Origin of the sequence: Streptomyces sp. CBMA29, from assembly GCF_014596445.1 — a bacterium.
GTDB lineage: Bacteria > Actinomycetota > Actinomycetes > Streptomycetales > Streptomycetaceae > Actinacidiphila.
Map to the genome: position 1 here is coordinate 1 of NZ_MECL01000106.1, position 18,475 is coordinate 18,475.

An 18,475-nucleotide genomic window follows, 5' to 3' on the forward strand; every position below is an offset into this window, starting at 1 on the left:
ACCGGGCTCGGGACCCGCGGGTGCACCGGGTCGCCGGTGGCCTCGGCGAGGCCGGCCGGGGCGCTCATCGGGCACCGCTCGCGGCGGCGACCGCGGGAGCGGAGCCGGACACGCTCGCCGCGTCCGCGTCGCGCCGGGCCACTTCGGCCCGGACCAGCGGCAGCAGGTCGCGGCCGTAGTCGATCACGTCGTCCAGCGGGTCGTAGCCGCGGATTAGCAGCGTGGTGACGCCGATGTCCACGTAGTCCAGCAGCGCCTGGGCGACGGTCTCCGGTGTGCCGACCAGGGCGGTCGAATTGCCCGCGGCTCCGGTCGCCTTGGCGGTGGGGGTCCACAGCGCCCGGTCGTGCAGCTCACCCTTGGCCGCGGCGGCGAGCAGCCGCCGCGAGCCGGTGTTCTGCGGCTGGGCGTCCGGGCCGACCGGCAGCGTCGTGCGGCGGCTGCCGACGAACGAGCCAGCCGCGCCACGGGAGTTGATGGTGTCCAGGATGCGGTGAGCGCGGTCCCACGCCTCCTCCTCGGTACGGCCGAGGATCGGCCGGAAGGAGACGCTGATCCGCGGCGGCTCGGTACGGCCCGCCGCCTCGGCCGCGGCCCGCACGGACGCGATCTGCTCCGCCGTCTCGGCCAGCGGCTCGCCCCACAGCGCGAAGACGTCGGCGTGCTTGCCGCCGACCCGGTAGGCGGCATCGGACGAGCCGCCGAAGTACAGCGGGATGCGGGGCTCGGTGACCGGGCGCACCTCGGAGAGGTAGTCCTCGTAGTGGTAGAAGCGGCCCTTGTGGCTGACCGGTTCCGCGCTGGTCCAGGCGGACTTGAGGATGTCGAGGTACTCGTCGGTCCGCGCGTAGCGGTCGTCCTTGCCTAGGTGGTCGCCGTCCCTGCGCTGCTCGGCGTCGTGCCCGCCGGTGATGATGTGCACCGCGGTACGGCCGCCGGAGAACTGGTCGAGGGTGGCGAAGGTCCTGGCCGCCAGGGTGGGGGCGACGAAGCCGGGGCGGTGCGCCACCAGCAGCCCCAACCTCTTGGTGTGCGCGGCGACATGGGCGGCGACCTGCGTACCGTCGGGGCTGCCGGAACCGTAGCCGATCAGGACGCGGTCGAAGCCGGCCTCCTCGTGGGCGAGGGCGAACCGCCGCGTGTAGTCGGGGTCGACGACGGGCCCGGACGGAGGACGGACCTCGGAGACGTCGCGGGTGCCGATCATGCCGATGAACTCAACAGGCATGGCTGCTGGGGCCTTTCGTGAGAGGAAGCGCGTGAGAAGAAGCGGGAGAGCAAGCAAGGAGGGGATCAGCGGGCGGACCCGCCGAGGTCGAGGGCGGCGCGCCCGGCGCCGAGCAGCACCGAGTCGTCCTGCGGGGTGTGGACGCGGGAGCACAGCACGTCCCGCAGATGGCGTTGCAGCGGGTTGTCGTTGGTCAGGCCGTTGTTGCCGATCAGCGCGACGGCCTGCTCGACCGAACCGATCGCGGCCCGGGTCCCGAGCACTTTGGCGCCGCCCGCCTCCGTGGCGGCGAGCGGATCACCGCTGTCGACGGCCTCGGCCAGCGCCGCCACCAGCCGTTCCGCACCCGCCAGTTGGACATCGATCTCGCCGACCGCGCTTTGGAAGCGCGGCAGCGTCGCCAGTGGAGCGCCGAGCGCGCTGGGCACGCGCTCGTGCAGGAAACCGGTCAGCCACCGCTGGGCGGCGCGCGCCACGCCGAGGTAGAGCGCGGTCAGGCCCAGCGAGTTCCAGGCACCGCCGACGACATCCCGGCCGCCGTCCTCGCCGGGCGCCGTGAGTCCGGCGATGCGGCCGAGCGGCACCCGGACCGCGTCGAACAGCACATCGTCGCTGCGGCTGGCGCGCAGCCCCAAGTGGTCCCAGGTGGGCCGCACTTCGATGCCCGGAGCGTCGGTGCGCACCAGGAACGAACCGGTACGCACCGGCTCCTCGTCCGTACGCGCCCACACCATCATCCAGCGCAGCGCCACCGCGCCGGTCGAGAAGATCTTGTGCCCAGTCAACTCCCAGTGGTCCGCGCGCCGCCGCGCGGTGGCCGCCGGAAGCCCGCCGCGTACCGGACTGCCCAGATCGGGCTCCACCCGCAGGGCGTTCACCAGCGCCGGGCGCCGCGCCGACTCGGCCAGCAGTTCGCCGTAGGTGTCCTGCGGCCAGTGCGGGGCACGGGCCTGCGCCGCGTGCGCGAACAGCGTCATCGACGTCACCAGCGCGACCGCCGGATCGCCGCCGCCGAGCGCCCGCAGGATGCGTACGGTGTCGGCGAGACCGGCCCCCGCGCCGCCGAGGCGCGGGTCGACGGTCGCGGTGAGCAGTCCGGCGGCGTGGACGGCGGCCACGCCCTCGTGCGGGAAGCTCGCGTCCCGGTCGTGCTCACCGGCCCGCGCGGCCAGCGCCGCCGCGACCTCGGGCAGCCGGTCGTAGTCGGGTGCGGGCAGGCCGGTGGCGGCAGCGCTCGCCGGCGCGGAGCCGGAGGTGGACGCGAGGTCGGTGGTCACGGTGCGGCCGTCCTGTGGCGGAGCCGTTCGCCTCCCCACCGAGGGCGCGCTCCCGGTCCCGGCGGTCATACGGCAGCCGCTCCGGTCAGCGCGGCGCCGTCGGTCCGCTCGCGGACCAGCCGCACCAGGGAGCCGTAGTCGCGGGCGTCCTCCAGCGGGCTGAAGCCGCGGATCAGGAGGGTGGAAACGCCCAGGCCCACGTAGTCCAGCAGCGACTCGGCGACCTGCTCGTAACTGCCCACCAGCGCGGTGGAGTTGCCCGCGGCTCCGGTGACCTTGGCGACCGCCGTCCACAGCCGCTTGTCGTGCACGTCGCCCTTGGCGGCGTATTCGAGCAGCCTGCGCGAGCCCTCCTGCGCGCTGTGGTCGAGGTTGAACGCCTTGCGCACCTCGCCCGCCTTCTCCTTCGTCAGCCGCAGGACGTCCTCGGCGCGGCGCCACGCCTCGGCCTCCGTGGCGGCCGGTATCGGGCGCAGGCTGACGCTGAACCGCGGGTCGCGGCCGTACGGCGACGCCGCCGCGCGGACCTGCCGGATGCGCTCGGCGATCCCCGCGAGCGGCTCGCCCCAGAAGGCGTACACATCCGCGTGCTTGCCGCCGACGCGCACCGCGTCACCGGACGCGCCGCCGAAGTACACCGGGATCGGATCGGCCGGGCGGACCGACGAGTAGCCGCCGCGCACGGTGTAGAACTCGCCCTCGTAGTCGAAGGGTTCGGCCGACTCCCACTCCTTGCGCACCACGTCGAGGAACTCGTCGGTGCGCCGGTAGCGGGTCGGCTTGTCGCTGATGTCGCCGTCCCGCGCCTGGTCGGCGTCGTCGCCGCCGGTGATGACGTGCAGCGCGACCCGGCCCGGGTGGAAGGCGTCGAGCGTGGCGTACTTGCGGCCCGTGAGCGTCGGGGCGACGAAGCCGGGACGGTGGGCGAGCAGCACACCGAGCCTGGTCGTACGGTTCAGGATCTGGTCGGCGACGGTGAAGCCGTCGGGGCTTGCGGAGGAGTGCGCGACCAGTACGCGGTCGAAGCCCGACTCCTCGTGGGCCAGGGCCAGTTCGGTCAGATAGCCGGAGTCCACGACGGGCCCGGACGCGGCGCCGGTCTCGCTGAACTGCTGGGTGCTGGCAATGCCGATGAATTCGATGGGCACGATGTCTCTCCCGAGGGGTGTGGGTCGCTGGTGCCGCGTACGGCGTTGTTCGCCCCGGTCCGCCTGGACGCAGCGGCGTCCGGTCCTCGCCCGGACGGATCCGAGCGTGTGCGTGCCGGGCGGGCAAGGCAGTGCGACGGGCAGAAGCGGTGGCGGTACGGGCACGGGTGGCGCACGAGGTCAGCGGATGGCGGTGATGGGGTGGTGACAGGCGGCCGCCCGCTCGCCGGTGTGCGGTGAACTGCCCGGTTGCGTACCGCAGTCGGCGTCGGCCAGCGGGCAGCGGTGGGCGAAGACGCAGGCGCCGGAGTCGGCCGCCCATACCGGCACCTCACCCGGCGGCCCCGGCCGCTCGCGCCGCTTCGACGGATCGCGGTCCACGCGAGGCGCGGACGCGGTCAGCAGCGCGGTGTACGGGTGCAGCGGGCGGGCCAACACGTCGGCGGTCGGGCCCTGTTCGACCAGCCGCCCCCGGTACAGCACCGCGATCCGGTCGGCGATCCCGGCCAGCGAGCTGAGGTCGTGCGAGATGACGACGACGGCCACGCCCAGGTCGCGGCGCAACTCGTCAAGCAGCCGCAGAACATGGTTGCGGTTCGAGGCGTCCAGCGCGCTGACCGGCTCGTCCGCCAGCAGCAACGCGGGCCGCGTGACGATCGCCCGCCCCAGGGACACGCGCTGACGCTGGCCGCCGGAGAGCTGGGCCGGAATCCGGCCGCCCAGGGCGTCCGCGTCGAGCCCCACCCTGTGCAGCGCCTCCGCCACCCGGCCGCGCCGCTCGGCCCGCTCCACCCCGGCGACCGCCAGCGGTTCGCCCACCAGGTCGTTCACCGTCAGGTCCGGGTCCAGCGACCGCAGCGGATCCTGGAACATGTACTGCACCAGCCCGGACCGCCGGTGGTCGCGCAACTCCCGCCCGCGCAGCGCGCCGACCTCGACGCCCGCCACCGCGATCCGCCCGGCCACCACCGCCGGCGCGAGCCCGACCACGGCCCGCGCGAGTGTCGTCTTTCCGGACCCGGTCTCGCCGATCACCCCGACGATCTGACCGGCCGTCACCTCCAGGTCCACACCGCTCAGTACGGGGGCGCTGTGGTTGTGGCCGGGGCGCCGCTGATAAGTGACGCCGAGCCCTTCGACCTGGAGCGCGGGCGCGGACGCCCGCGTCTCGCGTTCGACGGCGGGCGCCGCGGGCGCCGCGGACGGCGCGACCGGCCGCTCGATGTCGGCCGTGGGCGAAGGGACGTCGGATACCGGCGCCGTGCGGGCCGCGGGGGTGGTGGTCATGCGGGCACCTCCTGGAGGGGCGGCGGGGACAGGGCGAGTTCCGCGGCGCGCACGCAGCGGACACGGCGGCCGTCGGCGGTCGCGGTGAGCGGCACCGGCTCCGTACGGCAGCGGTCCTCGGCGAAGGCGCAGCGGTCGGCGAACCGGCAGCCGACCGGGGCCTCGCCCGCCTCGGGCGGCCGGCCGGGGATGACGGCCAGCTCGCGGCGGTTCCAGTCGCCGAGGGAGGCGACGCGCAGCAGTGCCGCGGTGTAGGGGTGCGCGGGGCGGTGGACGACGTCCTGGGTGGGGCCGTCCTCGACGATCTCGCCCGCGTAGAAGACCAGCACCCGGTCGGTGACCTCGGCGACGACGGCCAGGTCGTGGGTGACCAGGAGCAGCGCGAGACCGCGCTCGTCGCGCAACTGGGCGAGCAGATCGAGGACTTCGGCCTGCACGACGGTGTCGAGCGCCGTCGTGGCCTCGTCCGCGACGAGCAGCCGCGGGTCGCAGGCGACCGCGATGGCGATCAGGACGCGTTGTAGCATGCCGCCCGACAGCTCGTGCGGATACCGGTGGTAGACGTCGGCGGGATCGCGCAGGCCGACCGAGGCGAAGAGTTCCACGGCCCGCTCGTGCGCCCGCGCCCGCTTCAGACCGAAGCGTACGCGCAGCGGCTCCGCTAGCTGGCGGCCCACGGTCAGGGCCGGGTTGAGATACGACGCCGGGTCCTGGAAGACCGCGCCCAGCTCCACCCCGCGCAGCCGCTCCCACTGCCGCCGGTCGAGCGCGGTCAGATCGGTACCGGCCGACGAGGTGCCGCCCGACGACTTCCCGCCCGACCTCCCGCCCGACCTCCCGCCCGAGGACTTCCTGGCCGACGCCCTGCCGAGGGACGCGCTTGCGAGCGACGCCTTTCCGGCAGCCGACGCACTCGCCCCCGACGCACCGGCCGACGACGCACCGGCCGCCGAGGCGCTGGCCGACGACGTACCGTCGGAATCCGCACCGGCCAGCACCGCGCTGCCCGCCGACACCTCGCAGCCGGGCGGCAGCACGCCGAGCAGCGAGCGGCAGGTCAGCGTCTTGCCGCTGCCCGACTCGCCGACGACGCCGACCGCCTCGCCCGCGTAGACGGTGAAGGACACGTCGCGGACGGCCTCGGCGCGACCGCCGGAGACGGTGATGTGCAGCCCGTCCACGGTGAGTACGGGTCCGGTCGCACCGATGGTGCGGGCGCGGCCCGGCTCAGACAGCGACGACACGGTCATCGGCCTTCCTCCCCTGGGGTTCGCGGGCGGCGCGCGGTTCGGCGCGCGGCTCGGCTCCGGCATCGGCGCCGCTGTCCCGTACGGCGTCCGCGAGCAGATTGAGCGCGCCGACGGTGATCATGATCAGGACGCCGGGCAGGGCGGGCGCCCACGGCTGCTGCGCGAGATAGCCCAGATCGCTGGCGAGCATGCCGCCCCAGGTCGGGGCGGGCGGCTGGACGCCGACGCCGAGGAAGGTCAGCGAGGCGACGGTCAGCAGGGCCGTCGCCAGCGCGTGGGCCGTGGTCACGGCGATCGTCGGCAGCACCTTCGCGGCGATGTGGGTCCGCAGGATCCGGCCGCGCGAGGCGCCCATCAGCTCGGCGGCCTCCACGTACTGGGCCTGCTTCAGGCCCAGCGCGGCGGCCCGGGACACCCGGAAGAACAGCGGGGCCAGCAGTACGCCGAGCGCGAGCATCGCCTGGTTGAGGCCGTTGCCGAAGACGCCGATCGCGGCGATGGCGAAGAGCGTGAACGGCAGCGTCATCAGCGCGTCCACCGCGCGCAGCGCGGCCCACTCGAAGCCGCGGCCGAGCCACAGCGACGCGAGGCCCGGCACGACGCCGAGGACCATCGCCGCGCCGACCGACTCGACCGCGCCGAGCACGGAACGTCCGGTGCCCGCCAGCAGCCTGCTCAGGACGTCCCTGCCGAGGTAGTCCGTCCCCAACAGGTGTGATCCGCTGGGACCTTGGAGCACCCGCGCGGTGTCCTGCGCGAGCGGGTCCTGCGGGGCGATCACCCCGCCGACCACCGCGAGCAGGGCGACGACGGCGAGTACGGCCAGTGCGAAACGGGCGGCGGGCACCCGTCCGGTGCGGCGCAGCGTCCTCATGAGGCACCGCCACGTGACGCATCGTCAGCGAGCGCGCCGTCTCCCGATGCCGCGGTCGTCTTCGAACGGCCGCTGCGCGCGGCCGGGTTGAGCGCCAGCAGACCGGCGTTGATCGCGATGTTGGCGAGCAGCACCACCGCCACCGTGACCAGCAGCGTGCCCTGGATGACCGGCACGTCGTGCTGCTGTGCGGCCTGGAGGGAGAGCTGCGCGATACCGGGCAGGTTGAAGATCCGCTCAGTGACGACCGCGCCGCCGATCAGCATCGGCACGCTCATGCCGAGGACGGTGAGCGCGGGTCCCGCCGCGTTGCGCAGCACGTGCCCGAAGAGCACCCGCCGGGCCGACAGACCGCGCATCACCGCGCCCGTCACGTAATTCGCCCGCAACTCCCCGACCAGCGAGGCCCGTAGCTGTCGGGCCACGTTCGCGGCGGCGTCCAGACTGAGCGCGAAGGCGGGCAGCGCCGCGAAGCGCAGCCACTGCGCCGGATCGTCGCCGAAGGCGGTGTAGCCGCCGGACGGCAGCCACCCGAGCTTCACCGACACCACCGCGATCAGAGCGATCGCGACGACGAAGGCGGGCAGCGTACCGAGCACCGAGCAGGCCGCGGTGATCGCGCGGTCCAGCCGGCCGCCGTTGCTGTAGGCGGCGGCGATCCCGCCCGCCGCGCCGAGCAGTACGGCGATCACCAGAGCGAGACCCGCGATCGACAGGTCCACCGGCAGCGCCCGGAAGACGCTGTCGGAGACCGGGAGCGTGGTGAACCAGGAACGGCCGAGATCGCCGGTCAGGGCGTGGCCGAGCCAGCTCACGTACTGCACCGGCAGCGGCCGGTCCAGGCCGAAGGCGTGGTTCATCCGGTCGATGTCCGCGGGCGTGGCGGTCTCGCCGAGCACCGCCGCGCCGGGGTTGGCGTTCGACAGCGCGCCGAGCCCGAAGGTCAGCAGCGACGACAGCAGGAACACGGTGGCGGTGGTGAGCACCGCGGAACCGATCGGCCGCGGCGCGATCAGCGCCCGGCGGGCCCGTGCCGACCGCCGCCGCTCAGGCAGCGCGGCGGCGAGCGCCGTCATCCGACGGTCACCCCTTCGAAGCGCTGCACCACCGTGGTCTCGGGCAGCGCCGACACCCCGCGGGTCCTGGCCAGGATGCGCGGCACCGTGAAGAGGAAGACGTTCGGCGTGGTGCGCACCGCGGTGGCGCTCGCGGCCTGGAGGACCTTCGGATAGTCGGGGGAGTCGAGCGGGGTGCGCGTCACCTTGTCGATGGCGGCGGCCAGTTCCGGCGGGGTGGTGCGGCCCGGATTCATCAACCCCTGCTCACCGAAGAGCACTTGGAACGCCTGCACGGCGGAGTCGCGGCCCGCGAACTGGTCGACGGCCACCTGCCGGTCGTGCTGGATGTAGATGATCTGGGTGAACTGCGCCTCAGGGATGACCTCGATCTTCGCGTTGATCCCGACCTTCTTGAGCTGCGCCTGGATCTGCTCGGGCTCGCCCTGCGCGGCGCCGGTGGTCAACGTGAGGTCCAGACCGCCCGCGTGCCCGGCCTCCGCGAGCAACCGCTTGGCCTTCTCCGGGTCGTACGGGAAGAGGTTCGCGCTGGCCGGGTCGTACCCCGCGTAGCCCTTCGGGAAGGGCTGGTAGCTGACCTCGCCGTGGCCGAACGCCTGGGTCTTCAGGAGCGCTTCGCGGTCGATCGCGTACTTCAGGGCCTCGACCACCTTGGGGTCGTCGAACGGCGCCTTGCCGCTGTTCACATCCAGCGTGGCGACCACCATCGAGGGAATGACCTGCACTTCGAGCCCGGCCGCCTTGGCCGCCTCGACCTGGCTGCCCGGGATCTGCGCCACGTTGTACTGCCCCGACTGGAGCGCCGCGACGACCGTGGAGGCGTCGGGCAGCGGGTACAGCTCGAAGTTGTCCAGCTTGACCGAGGCCGCGTCCCAGTACGTGGGGTTGCGCCGCAGGACGGCCTTGGCGTTCTGGGTGTACGAGGTCAGGGTGAATGGTCCCGAGCCGGCCGGTTTGGACGCGATGCCCGCGGCGTCCGAGGTGAAGGCGGCCGGGTTGACGACCATCCCGGTCTTGCCCGCCAGCAGATTGGGGAGCTGGTAGTCCGGGTGCGTCAGGTCGATCACGACGGTGGTGGCGTTCGGCGCGGACACCGCCTTGACCGAGGTGAGCTGCGGTGCGACAAGCGACTTGGGGTCGGTACGGCCGCGGTCGAGGCTTTTCTTGACGGCGGTGGCGTCCAGCGCGGAGCCGTCGGAGAAGGTCAGCCCGGTACGGAGGGTGAAGGTCACCTGCGTGCCGAGGGTGTTGTACTTCCACGCGCTGGCGAGCGCCGGTACGGCCGCGCCGTGCGGGTCGAGCTTCGTGAGGCCCGCGTAGACCAGGGAGAGCGAGTGCACGTCCCATCCGGCGGAGGAGAAGACCGGGTCCCACGAAGTGGGCAGCGCCCAGCCCCACTTGAGGACGGAGGAGCCCGCGCTGCTCCCCGAGGCGCCGCTGCCGCTGCCGCAGGCCGCGAGCGCCAGGGCGGCGCCCGCGCCGAGGCCGAGCCCGAGGAAGGAACGTCTGCTCGGGGAGGAGGGGAGGGAACTGGTCACGGCGGCACGATTCATGACGAGGCGTCACCTTTCGAGGGTGCGTTTCGAGGGGGTGCCCTCGACGGTGAGGGCGGCGCGACGGGGGCGGCGTACGGCGTGCCGTTCCGCTCGGCGACGGCCAGGAGACCGGCGCGCCGAAGACGCAGGCGGCACGGATCGCGGTGCGGCGGCATGGCGGCGGCACTGTGCGGTGGGCGTGACGGGGGAGTGCCGCGCCGGGGCGGATGCCTCAGGCGGTTACGGCGGGGGTCATGGCGTAGGCGTCACGGGACGACGAGGCCACGGCGGGACGAGCGGGACGACGCGGGGGCGGGGCGCACGGGCCTGGACACAGGCCGGCCGACTTGGGGCCTGAGGTCTGCGGGGCGGTCAGGCGCCGCGCGAGGGCCACGGGCGTACGGTCAGCGACAGAGAGCGCTGCTGGTACGCAGGAAGTCCACGTAGCGGCACACCACACCGGGGTGCGTCGTAAGCATGTGCCCATCCTGACTGCCGGGGTGAGCCGATGTCAATGGACACCAAAAGGTGTCTCATTCGGTGGAACGGTCACCGCGCACGAGAGACCCGCTGGTCAACGCGGCGACGGGGGTGCGGATACGGGGGCCGGGTATGCCGCGGCCTCGGCCGGGTGGAGCCACAGCGGGCCGTTCCCGGTGGCGACCAGGACGGCCGACGCGGGCGGCGTGACCCCTGGCGCCAGCAGCTCCCACTCCGGCCGGGTCAGGCTGCGGTGGTACGCCAACAGGGCCTCGGCCGAAGGCCGTTCGACCGACACGGACACGCCTGGGGCGACCGCGAGCGCCGCCTCCAGATAGCTCGCCGTCGGACGCCTGCCGGGCACCACGCGACGCCCGAGCGGGCCGGTCAGCACGACGGTGGGCAGCGCGTACCGCAGCTCTCCCGACGGCGTCTCCTTGGCGGCGCCTGGATGCGGCCCGGCCGCTGTGACGGTCAGCGCATCGGCCAGCGCGGCGGTCAGCGCATCGGTCAGCGGGGCGCGCGTCTCCCGACGGTCGGCCGTCACGGCGGCGAGCACCTGGGGGGACGCGGCGTCGGCGGCCAGGCGTACGGGGTCGAGGCCGGGCACGCCGTCGGCGGCGGCCAGCGCCAGGTCCAGTGTGTCGGCGGGCTCGCCGGTCACGAACATCGTCTCGCGCAGCCGTCGCAGCACCCAGTCGGCCACCTGCCCGCCCTGCGCCTCGGCCGCCTTGGCGACCAGCGACGCCGGCCAGCTCGTCGCCGCCACCCGGCTCAGCCGCGCCGCGTGCGGAGCCCCGGTGTGCCCGCTGATCTCCCGGACGAAGCCCTCGTACCACCGGGTCTCGGCCGCCGGATCGGGCGCCGGGTCGTCGTCGGTGTCGAAGAGAATGCCGAACACCCGCCGCCACGACGCCTGTTCGCCGAGTGCGGCCCGCAGCGCGCGGAAGACGGGTTCGGAGCCCCACGCCCACGGGCAGAGCGGATCGGTGTACTCGGTGACATGGAGATGGTCGGTGCCACCGGGCGGCGGGGGACCGGTCATGCCACGCCCGCCAGGCGGTCCTCGCCTGCCGAAGGGGCGGCCGAAGGGGCGGCCGAGGCGGCGTCCGGCGCGGCGTCCGGCGCGGCGGCTTGTGAGGCGGCGGCCTGTGTGCCACCGGCCGCGGCCGACCCGGACGGCAGCAGCGCGGCGATCGTCACCCCGGCCAGCACGGCGGCGGCGCCCTCCTCGATCGTGCGCCACACACTCGGCAGGCCCGTGGCGGGCGCCGGATACGCCAGCTCGGCCAACGGCTCGCCGCGCAGCGTGATCACCTCGCCGTCCACGGCGCGCACCACGTCGAGCAGCGTGATCTCGGCGGCGGGCCTGGTCAGCCAGTAGCCGCCTTCGCAGCCGCGCTGGCTGCGCACCAGCCCCGCCCGCCGCAGCTCGCCGACCACGGACTTCAGGAATCGGAACGGAATCTCCTGCGAGGAGGCGATGGCCTCGCAGGTCAGCGGGCGGTCGATGTCGCAGGCCAGCTCCATGAGGGCCCGCGCGGCGTAGTCCGCCTTCGCGGAGATATGCATGGCACCAGTATGGCGCGCCGGACGGCGGAGGGCGGCACCGCCGTAGGCCCCGTCAGCCACGGAAAGGTGCGTCTGTGCAGGTGAGCCGTAATGGACACCTCTTGACATCTTTTCCGGGCGCCCTCTAGCGTCGTCTGCCATGAGCGATCAGCCGACCATCGCCGGTGAGGGATTCCATCCGCATCTCCCGGCCGGTTCCGACCCTTCGCACGGCTCGCTGCGCAGCCGACTGCACCACATCAGGGCCGACGGCCTCGACGGCGACACCGCGCAGACCGGCGGCATGCGGCGGTTCGCGGCGATCAGCGGCGGGACCGTCGGGTCCGAGCGGCTGTGGATGGGCCAGACCCATGTCGCCCCCGCCACCGCCTCCTCCGACCACCACCACGGCGAGTCGGAGACCGCGATCTATGTCGTCAGCGGACGGCCGGAGTTCGTCTTCGTGGACGACTCCGGCGGTGAGCCCGAGGAGGTACGGCTGCGCGCCGCGCCCGGGGACTACATCTTCGTACCCCCCTTCGTGCCGCACCGCGAGGAGAACCCCGACGACTCCGAGGAGGCCGTGGTCGTCATCGCCCGCAGCACCCAGGAGGCGATCGTGGTGAACCTCCCGAGTCTGTACGCGCTTCCGGGTGACGGCTCCTGACGAGCCGTCACCCGGAAGGACCGGCGGCCGAGGTCAGTCGTTGATCAGGTCGAATTCCTCCCAGGGGCCGATCGCCGTACGGTTGGCGATCAGGGCGGCGGCGCCCGCGTTCTCCGCCGTCACGTACTGATGGTTGGAGTGGGCGCGCAGCGTCACGGCGCCGTCCGGGTCGTGGATCAGGTCGAAGGTCTCGGCGGCGCCGATGGTGCCGCTGTTCGCGATCAGCGCACCGGCCCCGGAGCCGGGGGTGGTCACGTACTTGTTGTTGGCGTGCGCCCGCAGCGCGACCGTCCCTGAACCGAGGTCGATTGCGTCGAAAGTCTCCCAGGGGCCGATCGCCGTACGGTTGGCGATGAGCGCGGCGGCGCCCGCGTTCTCCGCCGTCACGTACTGACTGTTGGCGTGCGCCTTGAGGCTGATCGTGGTGCTCTGGCCGGGATTCCCGGTCCCGCCGCCGTTGCCCGCGGGGATGGTGGTCTGGCCGGTGAGGCGGATGTCGCGGGAGGAGGAGCCGATGTAGACGGTGTTGGTGCCGGCCGCGTTGGTCCAGGTGGTGGTCCAGTTCTGGAAGCTGCGGGCGTCCAGGGTGAGCGAGACGTGCTGGCTCTGGCCGGGGTTGAGGCTGACGCGCTGGAAGCCCCGCAGGCTCTTGGGCGGTTCACCCGTCGTGGCGGGTTGTCCGACGTAGACCTGGGCGACTTCGGCGCCTGCTCGTGTGCCGGTGTTGGTGATGTCGAAGCCGACGGCGACGTTGCCGTTGCTGTCGGGTGCGCCGACGGTCAGGCCGGAGTAGCCGAAGGTCGTGTAGGACAGGCCGAAGCCGAAGGGATAGGCCGGGGTTTTGTTCTGTGAGTCGTACCAGCGGTAGCCGACGTTGATGCCTTCGCTGTACTGCACGGTGTTGTTCTGGCCGGGCCATTGGGCGGTGGTGTGGGCGGGGACGTCGGCGAGGGAGGCGGGGAAGGTGACGGGCAGTTTGCCGGAGAAGTTGACGTCGCCGTAGAGGAGCCGGGCGATGGCGTTGCCGTCCTCCTGGCCCGGATACCAGTTCTCGACGATGCCCCGGACGGAATTGGCCCACGGCATGGCGATCGCGGAACCGCTGTTGACGACCACCGTGGTGTTGGGGTTGGCCGCCGCCACATCGGTGACGAGCTGATTCTGGTCGGCGGAGAGCGAGATGTCGTTGATGTCGGCGCCTTCGCCCTCGCCCTTGTTCACGAAGACGATCGCGGTGTCCGCGTCGCGCGCCGCGGTGACGGCCTCGCCGTGCAGGTCCTGGTTGGGGATCTGCCAGCCCAGTTCCAGCTCGCTGCCGCCGCCGTCCTGGAAGTAGTCGATCTCGACGCTGACCGGCTGGCCCGCCGTGAGCGTCACCGTGCCCGTCTTCGTGGTGGTCGGCTGATTCGCCCAGTTGCCGATGATCTGCTGGCCGTTGACGAACAGCCTGCTGCCGTCGTCACTGGTCAGGGCGAAGGTGTAGGTGCCGGTGGTCGGCGGGGTCAGCGTGCCGGTCCACTTCGCCGACCAGCCGGTCGCCGGGACGCCGGACGCCGGAGAGGCGCCGCCCCACAGGAAGTTCAGCGTCGGGTCGACCCGCGAGAGGACCGGCGTGCCGCCCATCGACGTGCCGTTGTAGAACTGCCCGTACAGGCCGTGGCCGCTGCCCGAAGAGGGCGTCAGATACGGGCTGCCGACGATCTCGCCGCTCGGGGAGGCGTATCCCTGGGCGTAGTTGACGCTCGCGCCGCCGCCCGCGCGGGTGACCAGCGCCGAGTACGGGGTCACGACCGAGGACGAGCCGACGTGCGCGCTGCCGCCGCCCGCCGTCATGGCGTTGGGACCCGCGTCGTCGCCGATCACGGCGATCTTCCTGTTCGCGGAGCCCAGCGGCAGGGCGGCGGAGGCGTTCTTCAGCAGGACGCTGCCCTCCTCGGCGACCTGCCGGGCCGTGGTCCGGTGCGCGTCCGTGCTGACCGGCGTGGTGATGGTGCCGGTCTGCGTGGTGTCGAAGAGCCCGGAGGCGAACATCGCGGTGAGGATGCGGCGGACGTGCCCGTCGAGCGTGGCCTGCGAGACCTGGCCGGACGACACCGCGTTGGTGAGCGCGGTGCCGTAGAAGTCGCTGCCGTTCATCTCCTGGTCCAGGCCGTTGTTGGCCGACGCGATGGTGGAGTGGGTGCCGCCCCAGTCGGAGGTGACGAAGCCGGTGAAGCCGAGGTCGCCCTCCAGCACCTGCTGGATCAACTGGGCGTTCTCGCAGGCGAAGGTGCCCGCGACCGAGGCGTAGGAACACATCACCGAGTACGCCTGGCCCTGCTTGACGGCGGCCTCGAAGGCGGGCAGGTAGATCTCCCGCTGGGTGCGGTCGGACATGATGACGTTGTCCGAGGCGTTGTTGCGGTTGGTCTCCTGGTTGTAGTCCGCGTAGTGCTTGACCTGGGCCATCGGACCCTGGCTCTGGATGCCCTGGATGTCGGCGGCGCCCAACTGGCCCGCCAGGTAGGGGTCTTCGCCCATCGACTCGAAGGCGCGGCCCCAGCGCGGGTCGCGCACGATGTTGATCGTCGGGCCGAGCACCACATTGGCGCCCTTGCCCCACTCCTCGTTGCCGATCACCTGGCCGTAGCTCTTGGCCAGGTCGCGGTCCCAGGACGCCGCGGCGGCCACCGGGGCCGGGAGCTGTGTGACACCGCCCGCGCCGTCCGCGACGCCCGCGGGGCCGTCCTGAAGGCGTAACTGGGGTATGCCGAGACGGGTGTTGGCGTCCACGCAGGCGCCCCAGGAGCACTGCGCGCCGCCGTGCATCATCGTGATCTTCTCGGCGTTGGTCATCTGCGCCAGCAGTGCGTCGGCGCGCTGCGCGGGGGTGTCGGCCGCGCTCGTCCACGGCCGGGCGCCGACCGCCGACGCGGACTGCGCGGGCAGCGGTCCGGCGGTCAGGGCGGCCAGCGCGGCGACCGCGATGGCGAGCACGCTGGAGAGCAGGGGGCGTCGTCTCATCGCCACTCCGTTCGGGTTCGGCGGGCGGTGTGTGGGGTGCCGCCCGTGCCAGGGGGGATGGAGCCCAAGAGTGCTCACCGAGGATTGTGCTCAACTTGCGCACAGGTCAAGGGTTATTGCAGATTCGACGCCGCCATATTGCGTGAAGTCGGCCGCTAAGACCGTCTGTCGCGTACGCGGCTGCCCAGATTAGGTGCGATCCCGAACACCCGGAGCGCCCCGGTCCCGGACATGCGGAAGGGCCGCCGCCCTGGACAGGGCGGCGGCCCCTCGCACTCGGTGGTGCCCGTAGACGCGCCTGTGGGGCGACGCGCCTACGGGGTCTCAGGCGCCATGACGGCCTTCGTCACGGGGTTACGGGTACGACGTCACCGTGGACGGTACGGTCGAGGTGCCCGACGTGCCCGGCCCGGTGTTGTTGATGACGTGGGCGTATTGGCCCATGCCGCCGAGCGAGACGACCAGCAGGTCGTGGAACTTCACGCCCGCCGTGGTCGGTGCCTCGAAGCCGTGGTCCTGGATGATCGACGGATCGGCCGTGTAGTTGCAGTAGCTGCCGAGACCCCAGCCCTCGTGGGTGGTGACGTTGTCGTCCACCTTGTAGGCCGCGAACCCGCGGATACTGCCGTTCTGGACCGCCGCCTGGTTCGGGGCGTCGTAGGCCTTCTCGTTCTGGAAGAAGATCGTCCTGCCGTTCTGACCGGACCACTCCACGTCGTACTTCTTGAAGTGCTCCACGAACAGGCCGGTCGCCAGTACGTTGTTGCCGTTGACCTTCAGACCGATGTCGGCCGGGTTGACGTTCCAGCCGGTCGGCGCGCTGCCGTGGTCGGCACGCCAGATCCAGGTGTGGTCGATGATGACGTCATTGCTGTTGATCTCGAACGCGGTCTGGGCCTGAGCGGCGCGCGCGCCGCCGACCCGGGCGAACACGTCCTGGACCGTGGTCGGGTTGGCCGAGTGGTTCGCGGACGAACCGGGCGCGCCGACCTGGAGGAGCTGCGGCGAGTTGCCCGCACCGGCGTCGATCAGGAAGCTCGCCAGGCGGACGCCGTCCACGTCGGCGACCTTCATCGCGTCCACGCCGTTGTCCGGGACGACCGTGGCGTAGCCGAGGCCGAGGACGACGGTGTTGGCGCGCGTGACGTTGATCGGCTGGTCCACGTGGTAGATGCCCGGAGTGAGCAGCAGGTTCAGCCCCTGCGCGAGCGCCGCGTTGATGGTCGCCGCGGAGTCGCCGGGGTGCGCCACGTAGAACTGCGTCAGCGGGATCGACGTACCCGGCGTGTTGGGCCAGGAGGTGCCGCTCGCGTTCTGCCGCAGGCTCGGCACGAACACCGAGTAGTTGTTGCCGTCCAGGTACATGTACGGCTTCTCGCGCGACTCCGGCGTCGTGGCCAGCGTCGTGTAGACCGGGTTCGGGAAGCCCTGCGCCGGAGCGCCCTGCACACCCGAGAACACCATGTTCCACACGCCGTTGGTCCAGCCGCCGATGGAACTGTCGCGGGTGTACCACTGCTGCTGCGAGTACGGGCCCACGGTGCCGTCGATCTTGCTGTCGGCGATGTAGCCGCCACTCGCCCAGCCATAACCGGCCGGCGCCAGGTTCAGACCGCCCTGGACGTGGATCCGGCGGAACGGCGCGGCCTGCGCCACGGCCCAGCGGTCGTCGCCGCTGACCGGCTTGATGGCCAGGTTCTCCACCGAGCGCCAGAAGTTCTGCGTCGCGTTGCCGTTGAACCAGCCCGCGTCCACGGTGATGTCACCGTTGATCTGGACGTCGTCCGGGTTCTTGCCCAGGCCGGAGACCGAGGTGTAGAAGCCGACCTGGTCGTTGAGGCCGTTGTACGTACCGGGCTTGAAGAAGACCTGGTAGCGGGCGTCACCGAACTGGTTGGACTCCTGCTGGGCGAAGATCTGGTCGAGCTGGCCCTGGAGGTTGGCCGTGGACGGGTCGAAGACCTTGACGTTGGGACCGAGGTCGCCGCCGCCCTGGATCGGGCCGGTGCCACCGCCGCCGCCCGCGGTGCCGAACACCTGGAACTCCCAGAGGGAGTAGCCGTATCCGGTGGCGCGGACCGTGCCGTACACCCGGACGTAGCGCCCGGTGCCGGTCACGGTGAGCGTCTGGTTGCCGCCCGTGCCGGTGGTGGTGGAGTAGATGTCGGTCCAGTTCGTGCCGTCGGCCGAGGTCTGGATCTTGAAGGACTTGGCGTACGCCGCCTCCCAGTTGAGCGCGACCGAGCTGATGGTCGCCGTGGCGCCCAGGTCGACCTGGAGCCACTGCGGGTCACTGGCCGCGCTGGACCAGCGGGTGGCGGTGTTGCCGTCGACCGCGGCCGAGGCGGGTGTGCCCCCGTTCTCGGTCGAGGACGCGGTGGCGGTCTTGCCCTGCGAGAGCAGCGTCCCGGCGGCCGGCGGGTTGCCGCCGCCCGTGCTGCCGTAGACCTGGAACTCCCAGAGCGAGTAACCGTATCCGGTCGCGCGCGCCGTACCGTACATACGGACATAACGCCCGGAAGCGTTTACGGCGACGGTCTGGACTCCACCGGTCGCGGTGGTGGTGGAGTAGGCGTCGGTCCAGTTCGTGCCGTCGGCCGAGACCTGGATCTTGAACGCCTTGGCGTACGCCGCCTCCCAGTTGAGGGTGACGGAGCTGATGGTCGCCGTGGCGCCGAGGTCAACCTGGAGCCACTGCGGGTCGGAGGCGGCGCTGGACCAGCGGGTGGCGGTGTTGCCGTCGACCGCGGCCGAGGCGGGTGTGCCCCCGTTCTCGGTCGACGATGCCGTCGCGGTCTTGCCCTGGGAGAGCAGTGTGTCCGCCGCGCGGGCGGAGTGCGAGGGCACGAAGAGGAGCAGCGAGGCGATCAGGGCCGTGATGATCGCCGCGGCGGCGTTACGCCGATTCGCCGGTGCTGATGGTCTCAGCGCCGTCGAGCCGGAGGGGGGAGCGAGCATGAGCAACTCTCCTGGTTCCACACGTGGGGGGGGCAGGGGTCGGTGATCGTCCGGCCGGACTGCGGTGGCCGGACGACAGGATGCTGCTGAAACGGTGAAGTCCGGGCGGTCGCCCACCTGTTGAGGTGAGAGCGCTCTCCC

General features: G+C 72.2%; 13 protein-coding genes. 1 reads left to right on the forward strand and 12 read right to left on the reverse strand.

Annotated elements, in window-relative coordinates:
* Positions 1–64 precede the first annotated feature (64 nt).
* The 10 genes from BGM09_RS15815 to BGM09_RS15860 form a co-directional block, all read right to left on the reverse strand.
* On the reverse strand, positions 65–1,228 hold the full coding sequence (locus BGM09_RS15815) for an LLM class flavin-dependent oxidoreductase (RefSeq protein ID WP_188282229.1): 1,164 nt from the start codon (positions 1,226–1,228) through the stop codon (positions 65–67).
* A 65-nt stretch (positions 1,229–1,293) separates the two neighbouring features.
* Positions 1,294–2,505, reverse strand: coding sequence for an acyl-CoA dehydrogenase family protein (locus tag BGM09_RS15820; RefSeq protein ID WP_317452720.1), 1,212 nt, complete (start codon positions 2,503–2,505; stop codon positions 1,294–1,296).
* Between the two features lie 65 nt (positions 2,506–2,570).
* Positions 2,571–3,653 carry an LLM class flavin-dependent oxidoreductase gene (locus tag BGM09_RS15825; RefSeq protein WP_188282231.1) on the reverse strand — a complete coding sequence of 361 codons (1,083 nt, stop codon included), beginning with the start codon at positions 3,651–3,653 and terminating at the stop codon, positions 2,571–2,573.
* Positions 3,654–3,833: 180 nt separating this feature from the next.
* The gene (locus BGM09_RS15830) at positions 3,834–4,940 is read right to left on the reverse strand and encodes an ABC transporter ATP-binding protein (RefSeq protein ID WP_188282232.1); all 1,107 of its coding nucleotides are present in this window, start codon (positions 4,938–4,940) and stop codon (positions 3,834–3,836) included.
* Positions 4,937–6,184: an ABC transporter ATP-binding protein gene (locus tag BGM09_RS15835; RefSeq protein ID WP_188282233.1), complete on the reverse strand. Its 1,248-nt coding sequence runs from the start codon at positions 6,182–6,184 to the stop codon at positions 4,937–4,939. Before BGM09_RS15835 ends, BGM09_RS15830 begins: the two co-directional genes overlap by 4 nt.
* Positions 6,168–7,064: an ABC transporter permease gene (locus BGM09_RS15840; protein ID WP_188282234.1), complete on the reverse strand. Its 897-nt coding sequence runs from the start codon at positions 7,062–7,064 to the stop codon at positions 6,168–6,170. The genes BGM09_RS15835 and BGM09_RS15840 overlap by 17 nt, the downstream gene beginning before the upstream one ends.
* The gene (locus BGM09_RS15845) at positions 7,061–8,140 is read right to left on the reverse strand and encodes an ABC transporter permease (protein WP_188282235.1); all 1,080 of its coding nucleotides are present in this window, start codon (positions 8,138–8,140) and stop codon (positions 7,061–7,063) included. Before BGM09_RS15845 ends, BGM09_RS15840 begins: the two co-directional genes overlap by 4 nt.
* Positions 8,137–9,693 carry an ABC transporter substrate-binding protein gene (locus tag BGM09_RS15850; RefSeq protein WP_188282236.1) on the reverse strand — a complete coding sequence of 519 codons (1,557 nt, stop codon included), beginning with the start codon at positions 9,691–9,693 and terminating at the stop codon, positions 8,137–8,139. The genes BGM09_RS15845 and BGM09_RS15850 overlap by 4 nt, the downstream gene beginning before the upstream one ends.
* Positions 9,694–10,249: 556 nt before the next feature.
* Positions 10,250–11,200, reverse strand: a complete 951-nt coding sequence (locus tag BGM09_RS15855) for a DsbA family protein (protein WP_188282237.1) — start codon at positions 11,198–11,200, stop codon at positions 10,250–10,252.
* Positions 11,197–11,727 (reverse strand): RrF2 family transcriptional regulator, encoded by a 531-nt coding sequence (locus tag BGM09_RS15860; protein WP_188282238.1) that lies wholly within the window; start codon positions 11,725–11,727, stop codon positions 11,197–11,199. The genes BGM09_RS15855 and BGM09_RS15860 overlap by 4 nt, the downstream gene beginning before the upstream one ends.
* A gap of 139 nt (positions 11,728–11,866) precedes the next feature.
* On the opposite strand from BGM09_RS15860, the gene BGM09_RS15865 reads away from it, so the two are divergent.
* Complete coding sequence (locus tag BGM09_RS15865; RefSeq protein ID WP_188282239.1) at positions 11,867–12,373, forward strand: cupin domain-containing protein; 507 nt, start codon at positions 11,867–11,869, stop codon at positions 12,371–12,373.
* A gap of 33 nt (positions 12,374–12,406) precedes the next feature.
* Here BGM09_RS15865 and BGM09_RS15870 read toward each other — a convergent pair whose 3' ends face one another.
* Positions 12,407–15,376, reverse strand: coding sequence for a glycoside hydrolase family 3 C-terminal domain-containing protein (locus BGM09_RS15870; RefSeq protein ID WP_188282240.1), 2,970 nt, complete (start codon positions 15,374–15,376; stop codon positions 12,407–12,409).
* A 354-nt stretch (positions 15,377–15,730) separates the two neighbouring features.
* Positions 15,731–18,334, reverse strand: coding sequence for a discoidin domain-containing protein (locus tag BGM09_RS15875; RefSeq protein ID WP_188282241.1), 2,604 nt, complete (start codon positions 18,332–18,334; stop codon positions 15,731–15,733).
* Positions 18,335–18,475: the final 141 nt, after the last annotated feature.

What these genes read in the sequence shown, in the direction of transcription:
- BGM09_RS15855 (WP_188282237.1), bottom strand. Translation starts at nt 11,200, where the DNA reads ATGACCGGTCCCCCGCCGCCCGGTGGCACCGACCATCTCCATGTCACC.
- BGM09_RS15870 (WP_188282240.1), bottom strand. Translation starts at nt 15,376, where the DNA reads ATGAGACGACGCCCCCTGCTCTCCAGCGTGCTCGCCATCGCGGTCGCC.
- BGM09_RS15840 (WP_188282234.1), bottom strand. Translation starts at nt 7,064, where the DNA reads ATGAGGACGCTGCGCCGCACCGGACGGGTGCCCGCCGCCCGTTTCGCA.
- BGM09_RS15850 (WP_188282236.1), bottom strand. Translation starts at nt 9,693, where the DNA reads ATGAATCGTGCCGCCGTGACCAGTTCCCTCCCCTCCTCCCCGAGCAGA.
- BGM09_RS15845 (WP_188282235.1), bottom strand. Translation starts at nt 8,140, where the DNA reads ATGACGGCGCTCGCCGCCGCGCTGCCTGAGCGGCGGCGGTCGGCACGG.
- BGM09_RS15865 (WP_188282239.1), top strand. Translation starts at nt 11,867, where the DNA reads ATGAGCGATCAGCCGACCATCGCCGGTGAGGGATTCCATCCGCATCTC.
- BGM09_RS15860 (WP_188282238.1), bottom strand. Translation starts at nt 11,727, where the DNA reads ATGCATATCTCCGCGAAGGCGGACTACGCCGCGCGGGCCCTCATGGAG.
- BGM09_RS15815 (WP_188282229.1), bottom strand. Translation starts at nt 1,228, where the DNA reads ATGCCTGTTGAGTTCATCGGCATGATCGGCACCCGCGACGTCTCCGAG.
- BGM09_RS15875 (WP_188282241.1), bottom strand. Translation starts at nt 18,334, where the DNA reads ATGCTCGCTCCCCCCTCCGGCTCGACGGCGCTGAGACCATCAGCACCG.
- BGM09_RS15830 (WP_188282232.1), bottom strand. Translation starts at nt 4,940, where the DNA reads ATGACCACCACCCCCGCGGCCCGCACGGCGCCGGTATCCGACGTCCCT.